We start from the raw sequence: 18,911 nt of genomic DNA, 5'->3' as shown, positions 1-18,911 counted from the left end.
TATCAGGTGAACTACACATTAACACTAGAACGCAGAGGACAGAAATAGCCCTGAAGAAGCGGAGCGTTCGCCTTTATCACCAGATTTTCACCTTTATAAAAGTGAATCAAAAAAAATCTGGGGATAACAGCGATCGGAAGGATATTCTGTCATCGGAGTGAGTAGTGTAAATATTCTTTAGTTCAACTTATATCGTAGCTATATCTTAATTCATTAGCCGTTGATATACAATTTTCGGTTAATTAAGATAGAATTAAGACTCTGTTTTCTATCCTATAAGATTGGGCATATATGATAGAGAAAATACATGGAGAGTATGTGAGAAAACATGAAGAAATGGCGCAAAAGATTAGTTAAATTTTTGATATTCGACCTGGCGGTAATTCTGTTGCTTCTAGGTACTGGTGTGATTTACCAACAAGTGGGTTTAAGGCAGGATGCCAAAATACTCGTACCCCCTGGAAAACTGTACAACGTACATGGTGACAATATGCATCTATATACTGGTGGAGAAGGCGATGTAACAGTCGTGCTCGCCTCCGGCTGGGGTACCGCTAATCCCTATGTAGATTATTATCCATTATATGAAAAGCTTGCTCCCAACACAAAATTCGCTGTATATGACCGATTCGGCTATGGATATAGCGATCAGACCGATAAGAAACGTGATGTCGATACCGTAGCTGAAGAATTACACGAGTTGTTGCAGGTATCTGGACAGAAGCCACCTTATGTATTAGTTGGACATTCACTCGGCTCGCTGGAAACCATCCGTTTCGCACAAAAATACCCGGATCTCGTCAAGGGTATCGTCATGATTGATGGCGGAAGCCCCGAATATTATTCGAATGACGATGACACTTTGGCAGACACAATCGGTGGTTTTGCGAATAAATTACGTATCCAAACCGGACTATTCCGCCTCTCGATGCAATCTGACTTGGTTGTCGAAACCTCCAATGCCAATCGTAATGAACTGAAACTTGTACCCGATGATCTGAAAAAATTGGATACAACAGCGCTGTTGCACAACTATGGTAATGTGAACACGTTGGATGAATTACGTGAAATAGCTGCCAATGCCAAAGTGGTTGTAGATCACAAGCAAACCTTACCGTTTCCACTCACCATACTGACGGCTGATTACCTTGGTGCAAGTGAACCCGAATGGGATAAATCCCAATTAGAATTCAAATCTTGGTCAGATGAATCTAAACAGGTAACCATTAAAGATACCGATCACTACATCCATCAATATCGCCCTGACCTCGTTGCGGACGAGATATTGGCCCTGGTGAAGAAGTAACGTACACCCAATTAAAGTACAACTGCTCTATATCAAGAAAGAAACCCCAAAGAGTCTCCAATATCTTTGGGGTTTTGGACTTATTCCTCGTCTTCTTCCTGCGCACTGCATATCCCTATAAATGGAACACATAATCCCGTATCAGGACAAAACCCCGGGTTATCCGTACATAACGCTTTTGTATAACCAGGATTCTGCCGGCTGAGGAATTTGAAATAACAGACAATCTCATGATTGCGAACGGGCAAACTGTTCAGCTGGAAAGAGAGCGGAACCTTTGTATTCACATGCCGATAAAATAGTCCGTTCTTTGTAAGTGGAGGCGGATAGGTCTTAGCTGGCAAAGTCGGAATGATGTCGTGCACATTCACTATACGAAAACTGTTTTTTACCGTTTCGTTGAAAGAGGATGCAAATTCCGGGTCTGCGACACGTGGGCTGCCATATGTATACACGACCGGATGTTTAAACCTGGTGTTCACCGCAATATCCAAAGCAGTCAATACGGCTAAAGCTCCTCCCAAGCTGTGGCCTGCAACAAACAGTCGTTTGTTCGTAGAAAGCTTGTTCAATTCCTCGATCATTTTTTCTCTTGCTGATTGGTAAATACATGTAAATCCGCGATGAGTCTTTCCAACATTTCTGACAAAAGGATACGGAATCTGAAAAAGGTCTTGATCTGACTCATTGTCCTTAAAGGTTCGGGTTCCTCTATAAATAATTACAACCTTGTCTTTCGACTCCGCGATGAAGCCGAATACTTCTAGTTCGGGCTCCTCGACACCGGCCAGTGCGAGAATGTTGAATCGAAGAGTATAGCCTTGTGGCAGAATAACCTTTTCCTTCTCAAAAAGTCGGTACGCCTGATTGAGCATTGCCGCAAGCAAAATCGCATCCTCGCTACTGTACTTGCCTGGAAGTTCCATAAATGTAGCTCCTCCTTATATTTCAAGGCTTCAAACTCTAGCATCCCTGATACGGAAAGCACATACCGGTATCGGGACAGAAGCCCGGGTTTTTGTGGCATAGCGCTTTGGCAAATTCGAGATTCTTTTGGCTGAGCTTGTTAAAATAGCAAGCAATCGAGTCGTTGCGCGACACATTGTTCAGTTGAAAAGAGATGGGTACCTTCGTTTTTACATGCTGATAAGTAATCCCTCTCTTTGTAAAGGGAGGCGGATACCTGCGGGCCGGGAACGTCGGGAAAGTGTCATGAATGTTGACGATTCGCGCACTGTGTTTAACTGTACTGTTAAAGCGGGAAACGAATTTGGGATCTCCGATGCGCGGACTGCCGTACGTATAAACGAACGGATGTTTAAACCCGGTGTTTACCGAAATATCCAAAGCGGCAAGCGTGGCCAAAGCTCCGCCGTAGTTGTGGCCGGTAATATACAGCCTTTTAGCTGTCGAGAACTTTTTTAATTCACGGATCAAGTCGTTTCGGGTTGAGCGATACAAGCATGTAAAGCCACGCGAGGTTTTCCCTCCGTTTTGGACGAAAGGATACGCGATCTGAAAGATATCATACGAAGCAAGAAGGTCCGCCGGATACGAAGCGTACCCTCTAAACGCAACAACGATTTGATCCCGTGACTCGGCAATAAATCCGAATACAAGCTCCGTAGGATTCTCGACGTCGGCAGAAGCGCGAATCGTAGATCGAAGCTTAAATCCTTTCGGTAAGACCAGCTTTCCCTCAAAAAATAACGGGTACGTCTGATAGCTCATTGCGGCCAGGAATATGGCCGTTTTGCTGTTAAAAACAGTTGTTTTATAAGCTATACCCATCTGTACAACTCCTTTCCCCATGAGAGCTTATTCTTCGTTTTCTTCCTCTGCTTGAACAATCCGTGACGTATCGACAGTTGTAAAACATTTGTGCTGGGAGCTGTTCCTTGATTATTAATATGAAACTCATGCCTAGATGATGTCGCAGACTGGCGAGAAGCGAGTATATCAGCATAGCAAGTGTTACAGAACAGTAGAACCGCAGGATGAATAAATACAAAAAAAGCGATGCGTCCTTAAAGTTAGGGGACACATCGCTCTTATACAATATCTAATTATTATTGTTAGTTAATGGATTAATGCATAGGACCTTGTTGTCCTGGCGTTGATCCTACTTTGACCCGTTTCACAAAGAGTGAAGTAATCAGACCGATAATCGACAGAACTAATGCGAATACAAACGCATTCTGTACACCTGACGTGAAACCTGCCAGTTGATTCTCAGGACTTTCCGGGTTCGCCACTCCGCTCAAGAAGCGGGATTGACCTGCGCTCAGTATACTTACCGCAACAGCCGTACCGATCGCTCCGGAAACCTGTTGCAACGTATTCATGATGGCAGTACCGTGAGGATAGTACTCACGTGGCAATTGGTTCAGACCATTCGTCTGTGCAGGCATCATAATCATCGAGATTCCAACCATCATGAACACATGCAGCGTAATAATTTTGGCCAGTGTCGTTGTTGGTGTAATTCCAGTGTACATGAAGAGTACCACCGTTACGACAGCCAGACCAATAATCACAAGCCACTTCGGACCGAACTTGTCAAACAGTCGGCCCATGACCGGAGACAGTAAACCATTCAGCAAACTGCCCGGCAATAGAACCAGTCCGGCAGTTAACGCTGTAACGGCCATACCTTGTTGCAGATACATTGGCAGGATCAGCATGGATGACAGCATCATCATCATACAGATGAATATCAGGATCAAGCCAATCGTAAACATCGGATATTTGAACGCTCGCAGATCCATCATTGGCTGTTTCATTCTCAACTGACGGATACTGAATAACAGCAAGGACAACACACCAATAACGAGAGTGGCAACAACGACCGGACTCGTCCAGCCTCCGCCAGTTTCCCCGTGTCCCCCTGCACTACTGAAGCCGTATACGATACCACCAAAACCAAGGGTAGAAAGGATAATGGACAGTATGTCAATTTTGGGCTTGGTCAATTTCGAAATATTCGGCAAGAACAACAAGCCGCATACCAGTGAGATCAGGAAGAACGGCAAGGAGATCCAGAAGATCCAATGCCAGCTCAGATTAGCCAGGATCAGACCGGAGATACTCGGACCACTTGCTGGCGCAAACATGATAACCAAACCGATCAATCCCATGGCCGCACCACGTTTTTCAATCGGGAAAATAACCAATATAGTGTTAAACATCAGTGGCAACAATAGCGCTGTACCTATCGCCTGCAGCACCCGTGCCACCAACAAAATTTCGAAGCTAGGTGCAAGTGCAGCAACAAATGTTCCTGCAATCGAGAAAATCAAAGATGTTGTAAACAACTGTCTTGTGGTAAACCACTGCAACAGCATACCGGATACCGGTACCAGGATTCCCAACACAAGCAAGTAACCTGTAGTTAACCATTGAATCGTTGTAGGACCTACTTCCAGTAGAGCCATAAGTGGCGTCAATGCCACGTTTAATGCCGTTTCTCCAAACAGACCAATAAAGCCGCTCAGCAGCATCGCGAACAAAATCGGAAATACCTTGTATTGCTTTGTTTCTTGTTGATTCTGTGCAGAACCAGCCTTCATGGAAACCTCCACGATCCCATCCTCCTCAAACGTATCGAACTTTCTTTTTCTCTGTCTCTTGGTATAAATTATTGAATCTGTTTGGCGTTCTTCGTCACAACCGACAAATACTCAGCAGCCGTCAGCAGAGGCTGTTTATCCTGATTCGTCAGGCTGATAATCAGTGCTCCCTCCATCAAAGAAATGATCAGAAGTGCTGTCTCCCGCGCCTTCTCTTCACCAACACCATCCAGAATCAGATGTTTCTTAATGACATCCTGCCAATCTGCAAATACACCCTGACATGCAATACGCAACTGCTGACTAATACACGAGGTCTCCACCGCTGCCCAGAAGCTGAATGGCAGAAATCCGGTAAACCCGGCTGCTTCTGTTTCATGAGCCAAATCATGAATAAATCTCTGAATGGCGTCCCCCGTATTATCATGGGCTGCAAATGTTTTCTCAAATGTCAGCAGGATATGTTCATTGGCTTTTTGAATACACTCGTGCGCGAGCTCTTCCTTGCCTTGCGGGAAATAATGATACAACGACCCTTTCGGCGTACTACTCTCTTTGATGATCTGATTCAGACCGGTCGCATGATATCCTTGTGAAAAAAACAGTCTCGCTGCTGTGCTGACAATAGACTCTCTAGCATTAGACTTTTCACTCAACGAAAGCCACTTCCTTCAAATAATTATAACAATCGGTCTATATAATTAAACCCGTTCAGATCAGTACTGTCAATCATAATATTTCACTTTTTATTTGAAAGCATTTTCATATCAGAGTCATCATAACAACCTCTTTTTTAATTATTACCTTATATACATTTGATTCTGAGAAAGTAGGGAACTTTTCCCTGTCTCCGAATAAACATAACATCAGTGTGAATCACACTTAATTTCAATTTTTGAGAAAAGGAGTGAAAAACTTGGCAATACTGCTAACTGGCCCTATTGATAATAACCTCGTAAATGGGGTAAGGCCAACTCAGATCGTTTCCATTAAAGTTGAAAATCAGAGTGCCGTTAACGCCGCAACTATACTCATTCAAGGATATTCATTAATTACAACCAGAGCTTTATACGTAAGTGAACAATTCACAATCTTACCCGGTGCAGTAGCTACACGAACTTATTTTGCCGATCTTAACAGTTTCGAATACGTTATTACAGTTACAGGAGCAACCCCTGAGGACATTTTGGCTTCTTTTTGGGGGAAAAATAGTACCGGCTCTTTGGTTGCTGCTCACCGACTCGTTTATTCCGAATTATTTGGCAGCGAGAATTTTAATGGAGCTACGGGGACGACAGGTAGCACTGGCTCCACAGGTTCCACAGGATTCACCGGTGCTACGGGAACAACAGGCGCTACCGGAATTACAGGGGCGACGGGTGCCACTGGTGACACTGGCGCGACAGGTCCTACCGGGGCTACAGGCATTACCGGCTCCACTGGACTTACCGGAGTCACAGGCGTGACAGGAACCACAGGTGCCACGGGTGACACAGGACCATCTGGCGGTCCAGAGGGCGCTACCGGAGCGACAGGTGCGACGGGGGCTACGGGCGATACAGGTGCCACTGGAGCAACTGGCCTCGCTGGAGCAACTGGAGCGACAGGTGTTACTGGCACCACGGGGGCAACCGGGGCAACCGGGGCAACCGGGGCCACGGGCACAGTCCAGCCCAATCCCTTTGATGTATATGTTTTGCAAGGCGCAGTTGGCGGCGACGGAACACAGGCCAGTCCTTTTGGAACGATTCAACAAGGTGTAACCGCGGTATCTCCAACAGGAACCGTTCATATTCTTGGTGGCACATACCCAATCACTGCGAACATTACCATTAATAAAGCAGGAATAACTCTAAAAGGATATCCTAGTACAATCATCCTGTTACAAGCTGCTGTTATCCCTTTCACCATCATTGGAAGCGGAGTAACTGTAGACGGATTAACGATCACGAGTGATAACCCTTATGCTGTTGAATTTATTCAATTAGGCGGAACCAATCATACCGTAATAAATAATACGATATTCGGTCCTCCTCAAGCTGGCCCTTCTTCAGGTTGGGTTGTCAATCGTGGTCTCGTGAGCCAGATCGGTAATATGACCGGCTTGCTTGTACAAAATAATATTTTTTATTCCTTACGTCAACCAGCCTACTTTAACCCTAATACGACCGGAGAAGTTATTAGCAATGTTGTTTATAATACGAGAGGATTTGTTAATGACCAGGCCGTTATGGTCTTCTCTGGAAATTCATGGGGCAGTCCGGTCAATGCGGTGGATATTGCACTGCTCGTAGGTACAATAACAGGCCCCCCTTTCGATCCGATTTCCGCCTTGAGCGCCAACAACAGTACAGCAACGATTCAGGATTCCAGATAAGAATCATTACTCGTTCTTACAAAACGCCTAATCAAAACAGCCGCCGATTTGGATGTGAAACTCCAGATGGAACGGCTGTTTTTGGATGATTAGTATTATTTCATTATTAATTAATAGGTTACATAACCTCCGTAGGTCACGGTCCATGTATAACCTGTCTGACCATCAACGGATTGAAGTTGAAACTACTCTTTCATTTTAAGTTTTAATAGATAAGTTGAGAGGATTCAACCGTTCGTTTACCTGCCCACACGTCTTGCACATAGCGTCCTTCGGCCTGAAGCTGAATGAGCCAGTCTTTCGCTTGCTGCATCGTTGTTCCCTGCACCTCCTGATATGCTTGCTGTAAAGTCTCTTCTACCGCAGGAGCCATCTGGCTTCCATCCCCGCATACGTAGAGTTTTCCTTTGTTCATCAGCATGTGAATCAACTGCTCGGAATCCTCCTTCATCAGATGCTGTACATACGTTTTGGGCTTGCCATCCGCACGAGAAAAAGCAGTGTGTAGCTTAATGATCCCTTCCCTTTCGTATTGCTCAAGCTCCTGACGATATATGAAATCTGATTCATTCCTGCACCCAAAGAACAAATGTGCCTCACTCAGTGGCAAACCTCTCTGTTTCATGACAGCTCTCGCCTGGAGGAAACCTCTGAAAGGTGCAACCCCCGTCCCCGGTCCCACCATGATCATCGGAACATCAACCTCTTCCGACAGATGAAATTTGGATTCAGGTTTACTTACAAACATCAGAATACGTGCTCCGGATGGACAATCGGCGAGATACGATGAAGCAACTCCCTGGTATTCGCCTTTGCCACTCCATGCAGGCTCTCTTACTACCGATACGGTTATGCTCGCTTGCTTGGAATTCTGGCTTGGCGAGCTGGATATTGAATAATATCTGGGCTTGAGTGGCGGCAATAGTTCAAGGAATCTTTCGAATGGCAGTTCACACGCCTCATACTTTTCTAGCAGGTCCAACATGGTGATTCGATTGGCAAGAATATAATCCCTGTAGCTGTTTTCGTCCAACATGCCTTCCAGTTCACGCTTATGAGGTGGACATACCGTATGATTAGCTAACTCCTGCAATTGTGTTCTGGTAACAGGTGTCTGCAATTCCACACAGTGAGTGAGCAACTCATGAATCTTGACGGGTCTGTTCAGTGGTAGGTGTGTAAGATGGTTGACGTCCGAAGTTAATTGGATCGGAGTATCGCCACTTAGTCCGAACCGACTGAGTATCCGATCCACATTCTGCTTCTGATTGCCAGGTAACACGCCGAGATGGTCACCTTCTCTATAACTCATGCCTTCAGGCAGTAACACTTCGATGTGACGTGTGCTTCTTCCACTTCCCAGCGTCTGAAGCTCTTTATTGACTACAACCGTGGCATAGCTGGCATCATAAGTTCGTGCAAGTGGCATATCCGTTTTCTCGCGGACAAACTCCATTTGAAGTCTGCTGGTGCTTGGTATGGATTCCTTTACCACTTCCTCGTTGATCCCCAAGACACTCAACACCTGAGGCCACAACATATGTTGCCACGCCTCGACTTGTTTCTCCATATCACCTCCGGCATCGGCTTCACCGCGGGATAACAGTCTTTTACCTCCCCATTCTTCAAGCTTCTCATCTATCCATCGAGGAATGCTCTGGTACGTCCCGGACCAACTCCGATCTCCACAGCCCAGAACGGCATAGTTCACATCCTGAGCTTCCTCTGGCTCTGCTCCCTTCAACCAGTCTACAAATGCCGTAGCATTTTGCGGAGGTTTACCGTTATACGAAGCAGTGACGATGAGAACGACACCATGTCGAGGTATCCGGCCAACCCACTCATCCAGAGGGGCTACTTCACTTGGGATTCCATAAGAACGGCCTTTCTCCGCAAGCTCTCGGGCAATGCCTTCTGCCGTTCCCAGATTGGAACCATATAACACCAGGAGCGAAGGTTTACCATCTGCTTCAACGGCCAGGATTTCTCCCCTCTGGCTGTCACTTGTTATATTTTTATAAACAACAGGAGCAGGTTTCTCTTTCGCAGATACGGTCGACTTATTCCTTGTTTGCGAAGCCGCGCGCGCTTTCACTTGAATCCGGAAGTCCCCCGGTTTCAACGTTAGTGTCTGTTTAACATCTAACTCATAATTGCTATAATCGATCAGCTCAAAATGTTTAAGGACCATGCCAAGCACAAGTGTTGCTTCATATAAAGCAAACTGCATGCCGATACACGCTCTCTCCCCATTACCAAAAGGTTTATACGCATGATGAGGCACTTTCGCCGTATCTTCAAATCGCTCCGGACGGAAAAGCTCCGCATCCTCTCCCCATGCCTCTCTGTCACGGTGAAGCTGGGGCAGGAGAATACTGCAACTTTCCCCTTTCTTCAAGGGATATTTGCCACCTATGACGGTGTCTTCTTTGGCATATACATCAAATCCCGGGGCTGTTGGCCAGAGACGAAGCGATTCACTCAGAATCATGCGAATATAGGAAAGCTGAAGAACTTCCTCGTACTGTGGTGAGTCACTGACCAATATCTGATCCACCTCGTCATACGCCTTTTGAAGCGATTCCGGATTTTTCAGTAGAAAGTAAAGAGCAAAAGATAACAAACCACTCGTGGTTTCATGTCCTGCAATGAGAAACGTAATAATCTGATACCGTATGTTCTCATCATCCAGCATTTCTCCAGTCTCCGGATCTTTGCCATTCAACATACGTGCGAGCAAGTCGACCTCTTCAGATGCTGAACTCGCTTTACGTTCCTCTATAATCTGATCTACCAGAGAGAACATCGTCTGTATATCCTCCTGGAACTGTCGTTTGGTTTTCACCATAAGCAGATTCTGAATTTTCAAACGTGAGCTCTTCTGCATTGCTTCATTTAATGCCCGAACCATGCTTTCAATAAAAGGACTGTGGTCCTGTCTGTAAAAACTGTTAAACCGATAATTGAATCCACATAGTCCAATGGTATCCAACGTAAGGCGTGTCATATCATCCGCAACATCAATCGTATCGTTGGAATTGAGGCGTGCCCATTTGTTGATCAACTGTTCGGCAATATCAACCATCATGGGATGATAACCTTTCATGGCCTGTTTGCTGAAGGTGGGAAGCAGAATGTTATGGGCCTTTTTCCAATTGGGCTCCGATGTTCTGCTTGTAAATAAACCATCGCCTCCAAAGGCACGTACATTTTCGAGTTCATTGTATACATATTTGTCAAACCGGGACACATCGCACAACTCAGCCACAAGATCTGGTCCAGATACGATTAAACCGGAATAACCGGGAACGGTAAGTCGATATATTGGTCCATGCTGTTCAGCCAGCACACCTAGCGACAACGTTGGTTTATCTTTATCTATCAAAGGCAGGTTGCCAAGTGGTCCATACATTTTGGGCTGTGGAATGTAAGCTGCATCACTCATGATGATCACCTCTTATCTGTACGCCGTGAAGCAAGGTATTCGTTAGCCATATGATGGCTGTTCTGCTTTCATTCATAAGTGATCTCTCCTTTGATGATTTTATAAATGATAGTAATATATATCATTTGATAATACAATAAACCATAATTGATTTAATATCAAATTTTCTTCCGGCTGAATAACTTTCAATTGAACCGGTCAACGTTTAAGTTGAATAACAGCAAATAGAGGATTGCATATGCAATCCCCTACTGTATGAAGCAATGACGCTATGATTCTATGAAACTTTTAATTTATTCTAATGATGACTTGGCCCATCCCAGTTCTCGAAATTCAATTCATTATTAATGCTTACCGCAGACAATGCCCCCAGAGACGCAGCCGTGATTGCCTGATATATCTCGGATGCTGCATCACCAGCACTGTATACACCCGCTACGGATGTTTTGCCTGAAGCATCAACAATAACCGTTCCTGATTCTGTAATTTCACAACCGATGGCCTTTGGCAGTTCTGATCCGGTAAACAGTTTAGGTTGGAAGAAAACTCCTGTGCAAGGAATCGCTGTACCGTCATTTAGTACAACTTGCTGTACCATCCCTTCTTCAGAGTCAATGGATTGAATCGGTGCATCGAATACAGTAACATGATGCTGCTTCAGCTCTTCACGGTGCTCATCGGTTAAGGAATCTGATCCATTCGTACAGATCGTATAACGTTCTGTCCAGCCGGATATGACTTTTGCCATATGTAATGCGTTAACTCCACTAACGATGATGACCAGCGCTTGGTCTCTTAACTCCCATCCATCACAATATGGACACACAAACGCACTTTTACCGTAAACTTCTGTTAATCCGTTAATATCCAAGGGAAGGTCTTTCTTGCCTACCGCAAACAAAATCTTTTTCGTGCGATAACTTGCCCCCTGAGTAGTCTTAACTACAAAATCACCATCGCTACCTGTTATTACAGTTGCCGTATCGGATGCAAATTGAACTGAAGGATACGCTGCAATCTGTTCTTTGGCAGCTTTCCGGAATTCACGTGGACTTGCCCCATCTCTTGTCACAAACCCATGAGTCTCCCTTGTAACCCAGTTACGTGGTGTCTCATCATCAATGACCACAACGTTCTTGCGGGCCCTGCCAAGTACTAGGGCTGCATTAAGCCCCGCTGGTCCTCCACCAATAATAAGTACATCCAAGAGTTGATCCATATTACTCATATTATTCACCCTTTCCAGACATTTAATATCTCTAATTGAGTTTTAAAAATAACCTCCGTTTTCTCTTAAGAAAGTAATTTCGGAGATTTACAAGAACACACCTTAAACAAGACTATTAAAGATATCTTATATCTACAATAAACAAAACCTAACCATTTTGCAACATATATCTTTAACTACCTTCTTCAATCCAGCCTGTGTGAGTTGAATAAAAGATTATTTACACTTACACTACAATGACAGAACAAACTTTGAATCACTGTTATACCCGGATTTTTCGATTTTCTCCTGTAACACAGAAATTATTATTTAACAATTAAAAACAACCTTGTTTTTAAATTGTTCACAATCAAATGACATTATTTTAAATACTAAAACGTTAATTAAATCACATAGTGTATTGAGTGGTATAATAGCAACATAATATATAAGTATAGATATAGGAAGTGAGTTCTTGAAAACATTGAATAATGGTTCACAGACCAATATCAGCCTGGAGTACAGCTCGATTCCGAAAGTATTCTTTGATACGATCAAAATCGGAATCATCAAGTCCAACCTGATCGCCATGTTTGCGGGTTTAAGTTTGGCTTTATATGTATTTGATGCTTCAATCTTAGCTAATATTGTACCAATCATCCTTTCCTTTATTGGGTCTTCTCTCATTATTGGAGCTGCAGGGGTGTTTAACAACTTGTATGATCGTGATATCGATGCGATCATGGAACGTACGAAGAAACGTCCTACCGTTACGGGACGCGTAGATACCAAGTCGGGTCTAATTCTCGGTATTGCAATTACCATCATCGGGGGCATCATGCTGTATATCGCTTCCCCATCCGCTGCTGTATTTGGTATTTTGGGTCTGTTGCTTTACGTGTTCCCTTACACGATGTGGACCAAACGTACAACGATCTACAACACGGAAGTGGGAAGTCTTTCGGGTGCTGTTCCTCCGCTCATCGGTTGGGCAGCCATTTCACCGGAACTGGGTCATTTTGAGATCTGGGCATTGGTTGTTACGATGCTCTTATGGCAAATGCCTCACTTCTACGGGATTGCGATTCGTCGTTTTGACGAATACAAAGCTGCTGGTGTTCCCATGCTGCCCGTTGTTAAAGGCATCAGACGGACATACATTCAGACAAATGTGTATCTGGTACTGTTACTGATCTCCAGCTTTTTATTCTGGCCGATGAGTCCATTTGTCGCTATTGTGGCATTTCTGGTTAGCTTGGCTTGGCTCATTCTTAGTGTGGCTACCTTTGATAAGAAAGAAACAGAGAAATGGTCCAAACGGATGTTTATCTTCTCCATTAACCATATCACTATTATCTTCCTGGTCATCATTGCGTATTCCTTGATTGCTCAAATGATGAGATAAAAACATTCAATCTTTCCACTCGTTATAACGATAAAAAGCCTTACAGACTGTACTCTTTCAAGGAGTCGTCTGTAAGGCTTTTTTGTTTTCTTATTATCTTTTCTAAATTTTTAAAGCTATCCAACTTTGGCGGGGGTTTGTTCCCCTTGCCACAACAGCTGCATCTCTTCATTGGTGGCAAGCAATTCGGCCAAACTTCCCTCGGCTTCAATGCGTCCATCTTTCATCACGATAATGTGATCTGCTTTGGAAAGTGCTGCCCTGCGGTGAGAAACTGCAATGCAGGTGACATCCGGCTCTTGGAACAGCCCTTCCCATACTTGTTGTTCTGTCTCCACATCCAGTGCACTCGACAGGTCATCAAAGATAAACAGGTCCGCCTCCGTCATTAACATGCGTCCTGTGGCCGCGCGCTGAATCTGCCCGCCTGAAAGCATGACTCCTCTTGGACCAACCGAGGTCTCAAGCCCCTGATCCAAATGTTTGATATCCTTCTCCATCACAGCCAGACGAATGGCTTTTTCAAGGGCTTGCTCGGTGTTACCCTGTTTGCCTTGGACGATATTTTCTTTCAACGTATCACTGAACAATCTTGGCACTTGAGGGGTATACGCGGCTCTAGGCGGCATCAGGAATGTGGCTGGATCAACAGCCGCTCCATTCCAGTGAATGTCCCCTTTTTGTTTGGGTAACAGTCCAAGAAGTGTTCGTACCAGCGTTGATTTACCTGATCCGATCCGTCCCGTAATCACAAGAAATTGTCCACGTTTCAGACGGAAACTGATCTCTTCTATGCCATTTGCAGAATTCGGATACTGATAAGTCAGCTTATTCACCTCAAGAGATTGCAACTTCTCCTTAGGGTCCCTCTGTTCACTTACAAGCTCCGGCGGATCTTCATACAGATAGATTTCCCTCGAATCCATGATCTGGTCTTCTTCCCCTGGGCGAAATAGCTTACGCATACGATCATAGGATACCTTGAGCCTTTTGTGCTGAAACACCATATAACCAAACAGTGAAATGCTAAATCCGATATTGGCCAGATAACTGGTGAATAAGGCAAAATCACCTACGGTAAAGTTCCCTGCTTTCATCTCAGCTGCACACATCAGTAGAATCAATCCGGTACAGATACTTAGAACATGCTGATTCATCGATCTCATCCACTGCTTGAACAGATTGTCTCGAAGTGCAGCCTGGCGACGATCTTCATTCAACTGGTTAAAACGTGTAGAGACATTCTCTTCGGCCTGACCCAGTTTCAGGGCTTGCACTGCTCCAAACGTTTCCGCAATAAAACTGGTAATTCGCCCAGTCGATTCGCGATTAACCTGTGCATATTTCCGAGCCCGATTTCCGGACAGATTGTTAAGTAAGGTCACGACCACCAATGGCAGCACAGCAACCAACGTGATCTGCCAATTAATGTTCGCCATAATGACGATGGACACAACAGCAAAAACAAGCCGTCCCCAGAAGTCTACCCATGATTCTACATACTCGACGACTTCATCCACATCATCCCGAAAACGACTCATCGCCTCCCCTGGTGAAGCCGGAAGATTACGCCCAGGCCAGCGCATGATCGCTGCGAGCATGTTGGTTCGCAAAATCGCCTGAACATGATACAGATACGTAACCCATGCATAGAAGGCTACAAAAAATGTGCCCACCCGTGCCATTCTGACCAAAGCAATAAAGATAAGTGGCACAGCAAGCCACATGTAGTCATTTGACCCCACTGTTGTGCGATCAAAAAACCACTGCATCCCAATACCAATAGCTAACGGCAAGGAATGAAATATACACCATAACAATCCGTTGATTATAAACAACAAAGGCCTGAATCGAAACAAACGGCCTATAAATCCTGCTACAGTCATGCCAATTCCTCCTCTCTGCCTGTAATCAGCAGTCTGGCATAGTGAGATGCAGGGTTACTGGCAAGTTCTTCTCTCGCTCCAAACTCCAGTACCTTCCCATCACCGAGCACCATAATCCGGTCCACTTTCTCCAGCGTAGCCAGTCGGTGAGCAATAATCACTCCTGTGGATTGTTTCATTAACTGGTCAATTGCAGATTGCAGCATACCTTCGGTCGCAGCATCTAGACGCGATGAAGGCTCATCCAGAATAACCAGACTCGGTTCGGTCAGGAATACGCGGGTTAAGGCAAATAACTGTGCTTCCCCTGCCGACAATGAAGCTCCGCCTGCAGCCAAATACGTATTAAGTCCTTCTGGTTGTGAATTAATCCATTGGCTAAGTCCAAGGCGATCCGTCGTCTCCTTGATCATCTGATCCGATACATCCCCATTAAACAGGGTCAGGTTATCACGCAGCGTGCCATCAAACAACTGCACATCCTGTGTCACCATTCCCACCCGGCGATAGAGCGCTTGTAATGAAAGTTTTGTGATATCCGTTCCACCCACACGGATCGTACCCCGATCCAGATTGTACAGTCGGAGAAGAACACGACTAAGACTCGATTTACCGCTACCTGTGCGACCGATGATTCCCAGACGTTCTCCAGGTTTAATAGCAAAAGTAATATCCTGCAATACCGGTTTATCCTGGTTATAACTGAAGTGCACCTGACTGAATTCCAGACCAAGAGGTCCTTCCGGCAATTGCTCCTCTGTACCCTCTTCAATCACACTATGCATGGACAACAGCTCTCTGGAGCGCAGCATGCCTGATTTTGCTTTTTGGAACTCCTGCACCTGATCTCCAAGCATCTCAATCGGATCATTCAGCATCTGCGTATATTGGTAGATCAGAAATAATGTTCCGATACTAATTAGACCTTCCATATAATAATGCACACCCAGCAAAAGCACCGCAGTGACCGCCAGTGCGAACAGAACTACTGTGGTATTCCACGGAATAACCCGTAGCAGCCAGGCTTTTCTCCCCTTAAGGAATACCGTGCGCATTGTGCGGTAAAAGCGGTTCATCACATACGGCACATGACCATTCGCTTGCACATCTTCAATCCCAGCAATACGTTCTTCAATTAATCCGAACAGAGAGGCACTTGCCGCACGTTCATTTTTGGAAGAGTCCACGCCTAGATTTCGGATAAAGACCATGAAAAGGATCGATAATAATGTGAACACGGTCATCACCAAAGCAATGGGCACATTAACACTGAACATGAATCCGAGAATTCCGGCCAGCAGCACAAAACTCCCGATCACTTGCACAATGAACATCGCGAAAAAATTGGAGATACTCGTTACGTCACCATCTACACGTTCAATCATCTCTCCAGGTGTTTTCACATTATGAAAACGCATATCAAGACGCAGGCAGTGCTTCAGCAGATCTCCGCGCAGTTGATTCGTGGCCCGCCAGGCCACGTCGTTCCCCAAATAACTGACCGCTACCGTGATGAGTTGATTAAACACGGCAACAACCAGAAATATTCCTGCGAGCTGAACAAGATTGGTGAGGACTCCCCCACTTGCTGCTGTATCAATAAATCGTTTAATAATCTGTGGATTCAAGAGCTGAAGCCCCGTTGATGTGAGCAACATGATTAAAAGTAAGGCCAGCCGTCCTTTAACTGGTTTTAGATAACGCAGCAGCCATGACATGGAGATTTTCTCTGTTTTGGGCACAGGTCCCACCTCTTTATCGGTTTATTTAATTGTTCTTGGCTATTCATATTTGTTGATGATCTTAACGACAGCAAATTTGCGATCACTAGGATGAGTCATACATAATAACATTAAAATCGGGATTTCCCGCCCATAATTGATATGTAGAACGTAAGTTGACCATTGTACATTCTCCTTTTAACAAGTTAGTTTTTTATAAAATAACGCTCCAAACGCTCCTTTCCATGTGAACAAATTGGGTGGAATGCATGCAAAAAAGCCATAGATGAACTAATGTTCATCTACAGCTTGTAGCCAAAAGAGATCGAATGAAATGCAAAGCATTTCCCGTATCTCCTCTGCATCGCAATAATGATGAGCGTCCACGACAGAGGTGCACAAACATGACTGTCCCAACGCGATCATTGCAAAAAAATTGGATTAATGTCACTATGCTCATGCGTATTCAGTTATCGATTTGAAATCTGTATAGGCATAAACATAATCATCATCCCACCCGTTTCACATATTTGTTGTTTATTGTATTCGCTGGACTAACATCCGTCAAGATAATTTTAACTGAATTGTTATTTAATTCATGTCATTACCTTTTCTATTCTCGCTACATACTTAATGATGTGGACTCGGTTTGCTTCTCTCTAACAACAAGACGCCTATGTGCGATCAGAAGAAAAGGTACTCCCAGGGCAGTCGTCAGTGCAATCGGTAGAAAGACAGCAAGCCCATTCTCCGCTCCAAATTGACTTAACAACACACCTCCCATGACAGGAGCAATGACACTACCGATATTATTGAAGCCGATAGTCCCGAAATACGTCCCTTTCCATTCCGGCTTTGCAATCCGGTCAATGAGCATATCCATCATGGTGAACAACAACACTTCCCCAATGGTAAATAGTATGACACTCATCATCATCATGAGTACACCTTCAGCGATTCCAACCATCATTAGACTGGTTGCGACCAGCAGGTTACCCACAATCAGAGGAACAAGCGGTGGGAAGTTTCGGAAGGTTCGCACAAGAGGATACTGAATAATCAGTACCGTCACGGCATTCAGGGAAAGCATGTACGAGAACATCTGACTTCCGTTCTCAAAGATCGGGCTCCTCGCCAAGTACTGTGCCAACGTAGAACTGAAGTGTCCGTAACCCAGCACACAAAATGTGGTACCGATTAATACCGGCAGAAATACCCGGTCGCGACCGGTGGTCATGAGTGCTTCACGCAAACGTGGGGCGGTAGTCTGGTGACGCTCCGGCAGATTGCCATGCTGTAGCTTGAATTGCAGAAATAATACAAATCCATAGGCTATGTATACCAAGCCGGAAATCACAAACGGAAACGTCGATTCAGATGATCCCAGCTGAAATCCGATAATTGGTCCAAAGACCACACCGAGATTAATTGCAGCATATCTGAGGTTGAACACCAACAATTTGTTCTCCGGAGAAGTAATATCCGATAACAGTGCTCTGGAGGTGGGCTCAAATACTGCGCGGCATAATCCGTTTAACGTATTGGCAACAAAGAACACCCATAGATGCTCTGCTGCTGAAAAAATGAAAAACACACCTGCCCAGCTAAATACCGAGATTAACATCACGATTTTGCGCCCGATCCGGTCCGAAATATAACCTCCATAAAAGCTGACCATGACACCTGCCAGCGAGCTAACGGCCACAGTAATACCGGTCTGGGTCGGTGTAGCATCTAGTACACGTGTCAGATAGATGGATAGAAACGGGATACTCATTGACGTCACAAGACGTCCAAACATGGTTCCGATAATGATCGTCCATGCCAAGGGGTGAATTTGCCTTAAATATTGCTTCATGCGAACTTCTCCTATTCTTTCTAAGTGCTTCAAAAGCGGACTTTTTGAACTACCTCTACTAATGTATAATTGTAAGGATAAAAGGGGGAAGTAAAAGTGTAAACATATGATCACACTTTTCACCTTTAATAGAGGAG

12 protein-coding genes are annotated in these 18,911 nt (G+C 44.8%); 3 read left to right on the top strand and 9 right to left on the bottom strand.

Going from position 1 to position 18,911, the window contains the following annotated elements:
* Positions 1 to 328 precede the first annotated feature (328 nt).
* Positions 329 to 1,306, top strand: a complete 978-nt coding sequence (locus tag MKY66_RS13655; RefSeq protein WP_076211773.1) for an alpha/beta hydrolase — start codon at positions 329 to 331, stop codon at positions 1,304 to 1,306.
* An 80-nt stretch (positions 1,307 to 1,386) separates the two neighbouring features.
* Here MKY66_RS13655 and MKY66_RS13650 read toward each other — a convergent pair whose 3' ends face one another.
* From MKY66_RS13650 to MKY66_RS13635, 4 genes are all read right to left on the bottom strand, one after another.
* Positions 1,387 to 2,232 (bottom strand): lipase family protein, encoded by an 846-nt coding sequence (locus MKY66_RS13650; RefSeq protein ID WP_076211771.1) that lies wholly within the window; start codon positions 2,230 to 2,232, stop codon positions 1,387 to 1,389.
* Between the two features lie 37 nt (positions 2,233 to 2,269).
* Positions 2,270 to 3,097, bottom strand: a complete 828-nt coding sequence (locus tag MKY66_RS13645) for a lipase family protein (protein ID WP_076211769.1) — start codon at positions 3,095 to 3,097, stop codon at positions 2,270 to 2,272.
* Positions 3,098 to 3,393: 296 nt separating this feature from the next.
* On the bottom strand, positions 3,394 to 4,875 hold the full coding sequence (locus tag MKY66_RS13640; protein ID WP_076212118.1) for a DHA2 family efflux MFS transporter permease subunit: 1,482 nt from the start codon (positions 4,873 to 4,875) through the stop codon (positions 3,394 to 3,396).
* Positions 4,876 to 4,943: 68 nt separating this feature from the next.
* Positions 4,944 to 5,531, bottom strand: a complete 588-nt coding sequence (locus MKY66_RS13635; protein ID WP_076211768.1) for a TetR/AcrR family transcriptional regulator — start codon at positions 5,529 to 5,531, stop codon at positions 4,944 to 4,946.
* 260 nt (positions 5,532 to 5,791) lie between these two features.
* Between MKY66_RS13635 and MKY66_RS13630 the strand changes: the two genes are divergently transcribed.
* The gene (locus MKY66_RS13630; protein ID WP_076211766.1) at positions 5,792 to 7,252 is read left to right on the top strand and encodes a hypothetical protein; all 1,461 of its coding nucleotides are present in this window, start codon (positions 5,792 to 5,794) and stop codon (positions 7,250 to 7,252) included.
* 205 nt (positions 7,253 to 7,457) lie between these two features.
* On the opposite strand, the gene MKY66_RS13625 is transcribed toward MKY66_RS13630, so the two are convergent.
* Complete coding sequence (locus tag MKY66_RS13625) at positions 7,458 to 10,697, bottom strand: bifunctional cytochrome P450/NADPH--P450 reductase (protein ID WP_076211764.1); 3,240 nt, start codon at positions 10,695 to 10,697, stop codon at positions 7,458 to 7,460.
* Positions 10,698 to 10,995: 298 nt separating this feature from the next.
* Complete coding sequence (locus tag MKY66_RS13620; RefSeq protein ID WP_076212117.1) at positions 10,996 to 11,916, bottom strand: NAD(P)/FAD-dependent oxidoreductase; 921 nt, start codon at positions 11,914 to 11,916, stop codon at positions 10,996 to 10,998.
* 463 nt (positions 11,917 to 12,379) lie between these two features.
* Here MKY66_RS13620 and cyoE point away from each other — a divergent pair, with 463 nt between their 5' ends.
* Complete coding sequence (gene cyoE / locus MKY66_RS13615; RefSeq protein WP_036608378.1) at positions 12,380 to 13,309, top strand: heme o synthase; 930 nt, start codon at positions 12,380 to 12,382, stop codon at positions 13,307 to 13,309.
* A gap of 116 nt (positions 13,310 to 13,425) precedes the next feature.
* On the opposite strand, the gene MKY66_RS13610 is transcribed toward cyoE, so the two are convergent.
* The 3 genes from MKY66_RS13610 to MKY66_RS13600 form a co-directional block, all read right to left on the bottom strand.
* Positions 13,426 to 15,195, bottom strand: a complete 1,770-nt coding sequence (locus MKY66_RS13610; protein WP_076211762.1) for an ABC transporter ATP-binding protein — start codon at positions 15,193 to 15,195, stop codon at positions 13,426 to 13,428.
* The gene (locus MKY66_RS13605) at positions 15,192 to 16,937 is read right to left on the bottom strand and encodes an ABC transporter ATP-binding protein (RefSeq protein ID WP_076211760.1); all 1,746 of its coding nucleotides are present in this window, start codon (positions 16,935 to 16,937) and stop codon (positions 15,192 to 15,194) included. Before MKY66_RS13605 ends, MKY66_RS13610 begins: the two co-directional genes overlap by 4 nt.
* 601 nt (positions 16,938 to 17,538) lie before the next feature.
* A complete protein-coding gene (locus tag MKY66_RS13600; RefSeq protein ID WP_076211758.1) occupies positions 17,539 to 18,774 on the bottom strand; it encodes an MFS transporter in 1,236 nt (411 codons plus the stop codon).
* Positions 18,775 to 18,911 lie beyond the last annotated feature (137 nt).

The sequence above is a fragment of the Paenibacillus sp. FSL R5-0766 genome (assembly GCF_037971845.1).
Classification (GTDB): Bacteria; Bacillota; Bacilli; order Paenibacillales; family Paenibacillaceae; genus Paenibacillus.
The sequence above is the reverse complement of the archived record's forward strand: the minus strand, read 5'-3'. Positions and strand labels throughout refer to the sequence as shown.